The following is a 12,009-nucleotide window of genomic DNA, read 5'->3' on the forward strand; positions in this document are numbered from 1 at the left end:
TTCGGTCAGATGGATCTCTACTGCCGGCGGTCCTGAATGCGCCATGCATGCCAGCTTATGGACTTAACCGACGAATTTCAGGCGCATGACACTAGCGAAGCAGTCAATGACTACTGAAGTGCTGCAGGCGGACAGGCTCCGTCAATGCGGTCTTGGCGCCCTCGAAGTCCGCCAGCCGTGCAGCTACGGTGGCCACTGCCAGCCGTTCGGGGAGTACCGTCGCGAACTTGAGCCCGGTAACAGCCCGACGGTCGACGTCTGGGAGAACAAGGAACTCTCCGTCGCCGATGCCTTCTCTCGCCACCTTCCATGCAGCCGCGGTGAGGTCTTGACGGAGTCGTACCCCGAAATCGGTTGGCCGTTGCACCGGGTCGGCGATCGAAGGCAGCGTGGCGGCCAGAGTCGCATTGGCACGGTAGCCGGCCCAGGTCCACCAGCGCACATCCGTGCCATCCCTTGTGATCAAAGTTCCGCCGGGATGCACGATGGCAGGGGCCCCTTCGCGCCAGTTCGCCAGGCAGGCTTGCGCCCGGCGGGTAAGCGACACCGGTGGGTCGGCGCCGAGCAGGACCTCCCGCATCGCGCGCGTCAGGGCGAACGGCAGTCCCGCGACGCCGCTACCGGTCCACTTGGCCACTCCACCGCGGTCAGCCGGTTCGACGAAGGCCCGTTTGCGGATCCAGTCGATGAAAGTGACCCGCCAGCTCTGGCCACCCAGCAGCAGGAGTCGCGGGCCCTGCCGTTCTTCGGTCAACACCGAGACATCAACCTGCCCGATCTCCCGGCGCCCGGCGAGTACGGTGAACTGAGGAGACGCGGTGAAGGACGCGGTCAACTCGATGAAGTGCCGCCTCCCGAACCGCCGCTCGGCCTCGGGACCGACGAACAGCATCCCGCCATCCTGGTCGAGGAAGCCCGTGTTCACCATGTGACGCAGGATGGGCGCAGCCGACCGGTCGAAGGGCGCCAGCCCGTTCCATTCCTCCTCCCACAGCCGGTCCCCGATCCGGTGCTGCTGGAGAGCGATGGCGAGAAGTTGCTGCGCGACAAGATGACGCGGCTCGGGTGGCGCGCTCACCGGTTCCACCCAGCCGCGTCCCCACAGCAGCAGCAAGCCGGCGGCTTGGAGGAAGGCGTCCCTTCTGGTCGCGAGAAACAGGCAATTGCGCACGCTGCCAGCGCGCCGCCCGGTGCGGCCGATACGTTGCAGGAAGGACGCGACACTGGAAGGTGCGTCGATCTGGATGACCCGATCCAGGTCACCGACGTCGATGCCGAGCTCGAGTGTCGAGGTGGATACGATCACACAGTCGCGTGCTTCGGCGAAGGCCTGCTCCGAGCGTGCCCGTTCTTCGGCCGACAATGAGGCGTGAGAGAGGAACACCCGGACATCGCGGGCGCTGAGTGCTGCTCCGAGTTGTTCCACCTGGCGCCGTGAGTCGCAGAACACCAGACGTTTCTCACCCCGGTGCAATGCCGCGATCAATTTTGCCGCGTTGTCCAGCGAGCCGACGTAGTCAAGTTCGACCTCACCGGGAGGGCGACCTGAGGGCCTCGCTTCGGGCGCTACGACACGGCCGGTCCGTTTTCCGGCGCCTGCTCCCTGTAGCCAGGTCAGGAGCTGTTCGGGGTTGCCCACCGTGGCCGACAGCCCGATCCGCTGAATCGGATGGCCCGTCACCCGCTCCAGCCGCTCCAGTACGGCCAGCAGATGCCAGCCCCGATCATCGGCGGCAAAAGCATGGACCTCGTCCACGACGACCGCTCGGATCCGTCCGAGGAGTTGAGCATGATCGGTCTTCACCCCGATCAGCATCGCTTCGAGCGATTCCGGAGTGGTCAGCAGGATGTCCGGCGGATCCGTCCTGATCCGTTGCCGACGCGACCGGGTGACATCTCCATGCCAGACACCGGCTCGACGCCCCAGCCACTCGGCGTACGAGCCGATCCGCGTGGACAGGTTATTGAGCAGCGCTTTCAGAGGACACAGGTAGAGCACCGACAGGCCGGTCCACCCGTTCCGCTCCATCGCCGACAGCAGGGGGAAGCACGCGGCCTCTGTCTTGCCCCCGGCCGTCGGGGCGAGCAGGACGGCGTCCTCGCCGTCCATCAACGGTGTGATCGCGGCACGCTGCAACGGGCGCAGATCCGGCCAGCCGAGAGTGTTGACGACGTGGTGCAGGACGACCGGATGAAGCCGATCCGAAATGTCCGTCATTCGATGTCCAGGTCGATGTCGTCCGCCGCGGCCACGAAATTGCGTTCGGTCTCGGTCAGCTCGCCCTTGGCCAGCGTGAGCCGGTAGTTCAGGCGCGGGTCGAACTCGTCAAACTGGTCGATGCGGTCGAGCACATCCCCTACCAGCTTCTTCAGGAACAGGCGAGGCGCGACCCCGACCTTGCCCCCGAGCGCTCCGCCGACTGCGGACGCCAGCTCCGCGATGTAGGCGTCATCGGCTACCGTCTTGATCCGATCCGATGCGCCCGCGGCATACAGGTCACGGATGGTGATGCCGAGGTCGACCAGCGACTCCAAGCTGAATCCGGGCAGTCTGAGCTGGATCGCACGCGGGTTGTCGAAGCGTGGGTCGGTGGTGAAGTCGGTTGCCATCCGCTGGGCGAGCGGAGCCAGTCGCTGCACGCCCTGCCGGCCGTCGTAGAACGCCGGAGTGCCGGTGATCAGCAGGTACAGGCCCGGGAACCGGCCGGAGTGCACCTCGTCGATGAGTTGCCGCAGCGCGTTGAGCGCCTTGTCGCGGGCGTCAGACCGCACGCGTTGCAAGGTCTCCACCTCATCGAGTACGACGAGCAGGCCGGGGTGTCCGCTGTCTCTCAGCACGGTGAGCAGCCCCTGCAGGAAACCGAGCGCCCCGAAATGGTCAAGGTCTCCCCGAACGCCTGCCGTACGGCGAGCCGCTGCGGCGACATGTGGCTGCCCGCCCAACCAGGCCAGGATCGCGGCCGCGGTCGCTTCGTCACCTGCAAGCGAAGCTGCCCGGTAACCGCGCAGCGCCGTCGCGAAGGACGGTGCTTGTCTCGACACCTCGGCCAGCCGGGCCTCGAGCAGCTTCTCCATCGCTCCGGACAACTCATCGTCACTCGCGCCCGCCGCGAGTGCGTCCTCTTCGAGCGCGTAGAACCAGGCGTCCACGATGGATCGCAGGGCACTAGGCGGAAAGCTGGCGGTGGAGATCCGCTCGGTCAACCGACGGTAGACGGTCTCCAGCCGGTGCAGGGGTGTCTCGCTTTCGGAGATCTGGATCTCCGAAACGGCGAAGTTGCGCCGTTTCGCCCGCTCCCCCAGCCATCGTGCGAGAAACGTCTTGCCCGAGCCGTACTCACCCCGGACGGCTTTGAACACTGATGCCCCAGAGGCGCAGGCGTCAAGCTCGGCATCGAGAGCCGATTCGAACCGTGCCAGCCCGGTGGCGAGCAGGTCCAGACCGCTTTCGGGTACGGCACCACGTCGGAGCGCGTCGATCACCGCGCGCCGCCGTGCACCGCTCACCTGTGACAACCGACCGTTACCCATCCCGTCAGTATCGTGCCAGCTCGAACTGCTCTTGGAGCAATCCCCTGTTCAACCGCAGGGTCCGCCCGTCCGGCAGCGTCTCCAGCACCTGCACCCCCTCATAGTTGAGAAGCTGACGCAGCACGGCTGCAAAGCCGTCGGCACGCGCGGTCGGGTAGCCGACGCGCTGGGCGAGCGCGGTGGACGGCAGCGTGCCCGAATCGAGCAGTACCAGGATCGCCGATCTGACCTTGTCCACGGGCGGCTTGCGTGCCAGCAGATTCACCTGCTCGTTGAAGATTTCCGATGCGAGCAGGGCTTCGACGAGCACGTCGTCGGCCGATCTCACCTTGGGGGTGAGCAACGTGTCCTGCCCGCCCGATTCCAGCACCACATCGAACAGCGCGTCAGGGTTCGGCGGCGGAACCTTCGCACGCTTGGCTGGCTTCTTCGGTTCGAGAACCTTCGGTGACGTCGCCTCGGATGGGGTCGCCGCCGGTTGCCGCAATGACCACCAGGTCGGATGCTGGTCGCCGAGTTCCCTCCATCCCTTGGGAGGTTCGGCGCCGAACGGCAGGAAGGCGAGAATCGGAATGGTCACCTCGGCCGGCGAGGCACCGCCGTGGTAGCCGGCCTTCTGCGAGGTGTAGTGGGAGTCGGCATCCCACAGAGCCACGATCTCACCACCGGTTTCCGGCCACACCACCCGCGGCCCGGACAGCAGGACCTCCGCATCCAGCAGGTTGCCGCCCGGCTTCCGATGACGAGCCGAGTCGATGCCCTCGCCCACGGCCTTGGCTCCGTGGCGGTCCACGACATGCCCGTGGTCGCTTGTCATGATCACCGCCATGCCCTGGTCGGCGGCAGCGCGGAGCAGCTCACGCAGCATGCCGATCTGATCGAGCCGCCAGGCTCCGTCGCCGAGCTTCTGCTCCTTGGCGAGCCGGTCATCGATGGTGTTCAGCACCACGGCGACATGGGTCTGCGGGTCGGCGAGCGCGTCGGCCAGCGCGGGCCCGAAGGGATCGCCGGCGGTGCCGCCGCGCAGGTCGTCCTTGTGGAAGACGGCAGCCGGTGCTCCGCCCCAGAAGCGGTGAGTGGGAAACAGCCGCTTCTCGTCCGCCTGCGTCCCCCTCATGAGCTTGCCCGCGAAAAGCGATGTCCGCGACACGGCGGTCAGCGTGGGCAGCGCGGCCGCCATGGCTCGGCGTCGCGGCTTGTCCTGAGCATCGGTGAGGGGATCGTATTCGGCCCAGTGCCGGCGTAGTTCCTCGCCCAATTCGCAGGCGATGGCCGCACTCATGCCGTCCAGCACCAGAAGGAGGATCCGGCGTCCGGTCTTGGCGGCCACCACCGGCCGGACCACTCGGTGCAGGAAAGTCTCGACGGTCAGCATGGAGCCGGGGGCGGTGCCGGCCGAGGTCCAGCCGGCCAGAGCCGTCGCGAATGACCGGTCGATCGCGTGCCGCCGCTCGCGCACGTGGACGCCCAACGTGTCATAGGCGGCCTTCAGTGAAGGCTCAGGGTCCCCTCCGGCTTCGAGGTGCTCCAGCGCCTGGTCCACCCAGCCCGTTTCGGCGACGTGCCGCTGTATCGCCGCGGCGACGGTCTCCGTCTCAGCCGCGGGACCGGTGGCGAGCCACTGCGTCAGTCGCTGTGCCATCCGCACGCGATCGATCCGTACCCGCGTGTCCGCCTCGGCCGCCAGCCGATGATCGTCCAGTTCCCGCACCGCTGTCGCGATCGCTTGTGGCTTCCCGTTCGCCAGGGCCTGACCTGCCTCGGCGAAGCGCGCCTTGAGCCCCGAAGCCAGGACGGGGCTGGCCGCCGCCTGCGCGTCCGCACCGAGCCGGTGGCTCAGTGCCTCGGCTCGATCCAGCACCATGGTGGAGATCCGCCGCGCGTGGCGCGCCCGCTCCTCGTCCGGGTCGGTACGGCTGACGCCTAGCAGGGCGGTGACGAACTCCTCGCACGCGCGTCCGAACGCGGTCACGAGGACGTCCAGCGCCTCACCCTCGGCCGGTGGGTGCTCACCGAACCACCTCTCCGCCCGCCCGCGTACCCGATGGCTCTGAGTGTCCGGTTCCGCGTGCTGCCAGAGGGCCGCGCACACCAACCCGAACGGCACGGCCTCGGCACCATGCTCGGCAGCCACCAGGGCCAGCAGCGCTCTCCCCGCCGCCCCTGCCTGATCATCCTCACCGAGGAAGGCAGCCAGCCCATCCCGTTCTGGCGCGCGCAGAGCGAGCAGCGTTTCCGGGCCCCCGGAGCTGAGCGACCATGCCAGCAGCGCGTAGATGTCCAGGTTGTCGCCGAACAGCTGGTCCTGATCGGCTGCGTAACGCCCGAGCCGGAGCCGTCGTGTCACGAGTTCGGACAGCGCGACCCGGCGGGAGAGGAGTCCCCCGGCCACCTGCGGCCAGCCCCCGGGCGGGGTGGCGTCCAGGAGCGCTTCCGCCGCCCAGTTCGCCTCCCGCAGCCAGGGATCGATCCCGTCCGCGCCGAATGCCTGCTGCACCACGTTCCATCGGTCGATGGCCTCGACCCGCTGCTTGTGCACACGGGCGAGGATCGCCGGATCGAGCTCGGACTGTTCGCGATCGGTCAGCACCACGAGCAACGCAGGAGCCTCGTCGCCCGCGCCCAGATGGTCCAGGACAAGTTCGTGCACGGCAAGCGGCGAGACGGCGGTCGCCACCCGCGCCCGCTGTCCGGACGCCCAGGTCACCTGAGCGGGGCCATCCCATTGAGGGTCGGAGCGCAGCACCACGACTCGGCGCCCGCGCTCCAGCGCGGCCGGCAGGGAGGTCTGTGATGTCAGGTACTGGGTGACGGTCGAGGCGCTCAGCCGCACCGTCCCCGGCGTCGCGCTGCTAGGGACGCTCATCAGTCCACGACCCGCCAGTTGATCTCGACGGTGGTGCCCGGCGGCAGGTCGGCCAGCTCCTCTTGGAGGTCGGCCACTGCCCTGGCTGCCGTCGTGCGCCGGCCGCCGGACCTGCGCTTGGGTGACTCCCCCGGCACGGGCGGGTGGCTGCTCCCGCCGGCCAGGTCGACGTTGTCGGGTCCGGGCGCGGGCGGCTGCGGCTTGGGCGGAGGTGGCGGATCTGCCTGGTTGCGCTTGATCAGCGCGGTGATCTCGCGTCTGGTACGGTCCAGCGCCTCGATCAGATCGGCCGTGCGCTGATCCGCACGGGCGACACCGCGCAGAGACTCGAGCAGTGCGTGGCCCTCGGCGCCCTGACCCGAGGCGAGGTCCAGCGTGTCCCATGAGGCCCCGGCCAGCGCCTGCGCCACCGCATGAGCCTTCTTGATGGAGGTGCCGTACCGATCCGGGCTCACAGGCCCGAGGTCGGCGCGGGCGAGCGTCTCGATCGGCTTCTTGGCCGACGTGGCCCCCGCCCCCGCCCGTCCCGTGGCCACCAGAGCCTTCAGCAGGTCGAGCGACTTCCGGGCGATCACCAGACGCCCAGCCTCGTCCGTCTCGTCCAGGCCGAGGAAGGCGGCATGCTGCTCCAACTGCTCGACCAGGGTCGTAGCGGCCTCCTGCTGCTGGCGGGCAGCCTCCAGGATCTGCCGGGCGAACTGGTGCACCATCCTTCCGCGGCGTAGCGTCGGCGCCTTCTCCCCGAAGATCGCCGCGAATCGCTCTTGCGCGGCGGCCCAGTCCTGCTCTCCGGGAAGCGGCTGGCTCCGCAGGGCGTCACCCGGCTTGATCTGGGCGAGCTCGGGTGAGGGGTCGAGCGGCACTCCGCCGCGCACCCACACCCTGTCGTCCATCTCGGCGAAGGAGGCGGCGACCAGGTTGACCAGGAACGGCTCCAGACCCATGGGGTTCGGTTTGTCCATCCAGTCCGTGAGGTGGATCAGGCTGAGGTCGCCCGTGACTCCCTCGGTCTGCGCCATGCGCCGGAAGTGGTCCGCCCAACGCTGGGACAGCTCGAAGTACGCCTCCTTCTGCTGTCCAAGGCCCAGTGGACCGGCCACCCGCTCTACCAGCCTGCGATCCTTGGCGGGGACTTCGGCCTGTCCGTCACGGGCTTCCGCAGCGGCCCGGATATAGGTGAAGACCGTCTTGGCATCCGCCGGCTTGACAGGAACCCTGCTGCCTTCCGGATCGAAGTCGGGGTGGGCGGGAAACTGCGATGCCAGTGCCTTGGCCGCGATCTCCCTGAGGGCCTCGTGCATCGACTGGCCGAGCGAGAGCTTGAGCCCATCGACGTCGCGCAAGGACATGAGGTGCTCGTCGAACCCTCCCTCGACGTCCGTCTCCGTCTGCCTGGCCAGACCGTACGCCTGCTTGAAGGCGGGCTTGAGGTTCTTGAGCAGCGCCTCCTGCTGGCTCTCCAGCAGCCCCTTGGCCCTGGCCCGGTTGTCGGGGCTGAGATGAGCGGCGTACTGCGTGGCGAACCGGTTGTCGTCGGCGAGGGCCCTGTCGATGATCACCAGGCGCTTGAAGTCGTCCATCCGCTGGGCCGACAGATGGCAGGGGATCCAGGCGATGGTCCTGGTGCGCTCGCGCTGCCGCTCGGCGAGACGTTGCAGCCGGTTGACGTCGTCTCTGGGCCCCCAACCGTTCTCATCGAACGGCAGGTCGACGACGATCCGCCACTGGCCGTCCACTTGCGGTTGCAGATCATGATCGAGCAGTTCGTCCTCGTCGGCGATGTTGCCGAAGACGACCTCGGCCGTGCGGCTGGAGCCGCGCCAGACGAAGCGCAGTTCGTCGGCTCCAAGCCGGGCGTCGCTGTGGTCGATGCCGAGCTCGTCCATGAGCAGCTTCTTGGCGAGCGCGATCCGGTTGCCGGGGTTGTTGTTGACCGCCGCGTTGGCGATGACCGTGTCGACGTCGATGCCCGTGAGCTCCAGCCGGACACGGGCAGTGGGCCCCGTCCCGGACTGCTTGATCTCGGGAAAGCGGGCCGCCCACTCCGTCACCTTGTTGGCGATGATGCCCACCTCGCTGCCAGGGATCGGCGCCGTCACCGAGCCGTGGTTGAGCGCGCCGAGGCGGCGGATCGTCAGGTCGCTCAGCGCCGACGCGCTCGGCGCCAGCGCCGACAACAGCAGGGTGCAGACAAGCTGGTTGTCGCCGACGAACACCTTGCAGCGCTGCGCGAGCTGCGGGTCCGTGAGCGTCTCGGGCCGGTGCCGGAACTGCTCGACTTCGTCCTCGGTGACGCCCGCGGAGGACAGCAGGTAGGGGCGCATCTTGCCCCTGTACAGCTTGTCGGCGGCCTCGAAGACCACCTTCAGGCTGTCGACGAACGGCTTGTCACCGCCGTCGGCGATCACCGGGTAGAGCTCCCCCACGGGAACGAGCCGGCCCAGCCGGAGATCGTCTCGGTGGTTGGCGAGCAACTGGCCCATGAGCTTCAGACCTGTGCGAGAGCGCTGCAGGGCCGAGGAGATGTGCACCAGAGTGTCCATGAAGGCCGGCGAGAACGGGTAGGTGAGCCGGAACGACTCCTCGTCCGCGCCTGTGGTCCCCTGATCCGAGCCCAGCAGGGTGTCCCACACCTGCGGGCCGATCTTCTTGGTCTGCACGAACGCGGCGTCGATCAGGTCTTCCTTGCCCGGCTTGGCCTTGAGCAGGCGGGCATGCGCGATCTGCGGGAGGTTGCGGTCCTCCAGGGTGATCTTGTCGAAGCGTCCGGAGGCCAGGCTCAGCGTGTCCTGGATCGACGCCTCCGCCGCGCCCGCGTCCAGCTCTTCGCCGACCAGCTCCCGCAGGTCGCGCTGGCGCGCGATGAACGAGACCACGGGGATGGCCCGCCGCTCGTCACTGCCCTCGACGAAGTTGGTGATCTTGCTGGCTTCGCGGGCGACGAACTTCTGGTCGTGGATGAGCGTCGCCAGCCAGAGGATCAGCTCGTCCAGAAAGAGGATCAACCCGTCGTAGCCGAGAGACTTGGCGTGCTGGGCGATCACGGACAGGCCGGCGTCCAGGGAGATGAAGCCGTGCTCGTCTTCAGCCGCGTTCTGCGCGAAACCGGGGAGCAGGCTCGTGCTCGCGTCGTGGACCAGCTTGGCGCGTAGTTCCGCCGGGGTGGTGGGATGCACCAGGTTCAGGGCGTCGCCTCCGTCGTGCGACTCCTCGGCTGCCAGCGCCTGGTCCAGCAACTCGGAGGTCCAGGCAAAGGACTCGCCCCACTCGTCCTCCTCGCTGTCGCCACCACCGCCCAGGCCGTTGATGACGGCCTCGTCGCCCATCTTCGCCCGCATTGCCCGGATGTCGGTGAAGAGGGAGTCCGTCCGGTAAACCTGTGGCGTGGGCGCGTCGGGATGCAGCTTTTTGATGTGGCTGACGTAGCCGCCGAGCACCCGCTGCTCCATGGCCTTGGCACCCAGCATGTGGTACGGCACCAGCAGGAACTTCTTGCCGTCATTGACCAGCCACTCATGCTTGGTCAGGACCTTGTCGAAGTCGCCCATGGAGCGGGCCGTCTGGTTGCCGCTGAGCAGCGCGTACAGGACGGCCATGAAGTGCGACTTACCGGCACCGAACGATCCGTGCAGGTAGGCCGCCTTGGACGTGTGCCCGTCCAGCGCCGCCTTGATCAGATCCAGCGCCTCTTCGAAGTTCTTCCGCAGGCGGTCGGTGACCACATAGTCCCTCAGCGCATGCTCGGCGCCCTCCGGAGTCACCGCCTCGGCCAGCCGCAGCACGAAGTCTGAGGTGGAAATCGACTCCTTGATGTCGATCACATCGCGGAGCAACGGCTGCTGGCTCATGGGGGTGCCAACCTCTCCTTCGCTGCTGTTGACGAGTCTTCCGAGATCGCCGCTCACCAGGCCCGCACAAGACACGTCCACATTCGACAGTGCCCTCTACCTGGCATTTCGCCACGGTCAGCGGCAAACTTGCGCTTGACGTGGACCCGTACGGTCACTGATACTGAGGGCGTCCGAGAGGACGCTAACACTTCTTTGCCGGACGTAGGGGCCGGTGGTTACGTGAAAACTGAGGACGGGCCCGGAGGGCCCGTCCTCAGTCGCGTTCGGGCCGATCATGGTACGAGCCGGCTGGAGATGGCCTGCACGAGCGGAAACCCGTCCGGCATGGAGCCCGCCGCCACGGCCACGTAACGTTCCCCGATCCCGCCCCAGTCGTTCCTGGGCAGCCGGACCAGCACCGTGGAGCCATCGGGCAGGAGGCCCTTGGCCGCGCCCGTCCCGGGGACGATCCCGGTCACCTCGACGAGCATGGGAGCCAGGACCGGCGACTCGCCGGGCGTCGGCGCGTCCAGCCCACCCACCAGCCGCAGACTCCGTCTGGCGTACTGGACGAGGATCTCCCGCCCGACGGGCATGTTGTCCACGGGGATCTCCAGCCGCTCGATCACCCCGTCGGCCAGGCGGATCTCCGCCCTGGTCGGGCCGATGCGACCGCTGACGACCGCCGTCATCAGCTCGGGAGAGGGACCACTCGGCCTCGAGCCAGCCAGCGCGAGCTCGGGCAGCTCGCGCCGCCACTCTCCCGCATCGACTCCCGCCGGGTACAGGGAATGGACGCTGCCACGGGCCGGAGCGCGCCCGCCGAACTCCGCGAGCGACGCGATGCCCTGAACACCGCATGAATGTCGAAGCCTCACCAGCTCCACCCCGGAGCGATGGACCGTTCCGACCACTGTCCAGGAGTAGCACCGATCCCAGCGGCGCAACGCGAAGTCGGCCACCTTGTCCCGGAGCCCGTGACCGAACATTCCGCGCATGCCCGTCATGGTGCACAGCGCCGCCTGACCGAGCAGCAGCCAGTGGCCGAGCCGGCGATCGTGCACGGTGGAGGAGGCCGCGGCGTAAACCGGGACGCCCAGGTCGTGCGCGAAGCCGAACATGGGGATGAGATCGGCGTCCTTGCTGAGCAGCACGATCGCCCTCGCGGGGGAGGCCGCGTGCCGGACCGCGTACGCCTCCTCAGCGATCGCCCGGGCGCACAGGACGTCGACCTGCTTCTCCTCCATCGGGCCGTAGTCGTCACGCAGGTAGCCCTCGGCGACGACGCCCCCGTCCGCCTTGATCCGCTCCGCGAAGTCACAGTTGATCTCCAGAGCCCTGCTCACCCGTGGGCTGCGGGCCGCGTTGCCCTGCGACCGGGTGGCCACCGCGGCGATCACCTTCTCCACCGCGAAGCCGTACGCGGCCAGCGCTTCGCGAACGCCGGGAACGCTGGGGTAGCGCGGCCTGCCGAGGACTTCCTTCGCCTGACCGGCCAGGTTGCGGCTGTCGATGATCACGGACGCCGGGACCGGAGTGTGAAAGGAGACCACCCTGCTCATTCCCCACTCCCCCAGCCAATCTTTACCGCAGCATCAACGACTCCAAAGCAAAATAATAACAACCTCCCCGTGACTCACGTCACAATACGACGCCACGGCCGATAGTGGTGGTGTGCACGTATCAGCTGCTACCGAGAGCACGGCCACCCCCGCCCCGGATACGATCAGAGAGCGACTGGAGACGCTCCGATCGCTCGGCGGCGGGGCCAGCCACGACGAC

The 12,009-nt window shown here is 67.9% G+C and carries 5 protein-coding genes; all 5 read right to left on the reverse strand.

From position 1 onward, the window contains the following. Window positions 1-103: 103 nt before the first annotated feature. The 5 genes from ACWDXC_RS44765 to ACWDXC_RS44785 all read right to left on the reverse strand — a co-directional run bounded on the left by ACWDXC_RS44765 (window position 104) and on the right by ACWDXC_RS44785 (window position 11,789). Window positions 104-2,218, reverse strand: a complete 2,115-nt coding sequence (locus tag ACWDXC_RS44765) for a DEAD/DEAH box helicase (RefSeq protein ID WP_449993107.1) — start codon at window positions 2,216-2,218, stop codon at window positions 104-106. Continuing rightward, entirely contained in the window at window positions 2,215-3,531 is a 1,317-nt protein-coding gene (gene brxD, locus ACWDXC_RS44770) for a BREX system ATP-binding protein BrxD (RefSeq protein WP_449993109.1), read from the reverse strand. The genes ACWDXC_RS44765 and brxD overlap by 4 nt, the downstream gene beginning before the upstream one ends. A gap of 4 nt (window positions 3,532-3,535) precedes the next feature. Next, entirely contained in the window at window positions 3,536-6,397 is a 2,862-nt protein-coding gene (pglZ, locus tag ACWDXC_RS44775; protein ID WP_449993111.1) for a BREX-2 system phosphatase PglZ, read from the reverse strand. Further along, on the reverse strand, window positions 6,397-10,245 hold the full coding sequence (pglY, locus tag ACWDXC_RS44780) for a BREX-2 system ATPase PglY (RefSeq protein ID WP_449993113.1): 3,849 nt from the start codon (window positions 10,243-10,245) through the stop codon (window positions 6,397-6,399). The genes pglZ and pglY overlap by 1 nt, the downstream gene beginning before the upstream one ends. 275 nt (window positions 10,246-10,520) lie before the next feature. Then, window positions 10,521-11,789, reverse strand: a complete 1,269-nt coding sequence (locus ACWDXC_RS44785; protein ID WP_449993115.1) for a hypothetical protein — start codon at window positions 11,787-11,789, stop codon at window positions 10,521-10,523. Window positions 11,790-12,009: the final 220 nt, after the last annotated feature.

Source organism: Nonomuraea sp. NPDC003214 (genome assembly GCF_053590035.1).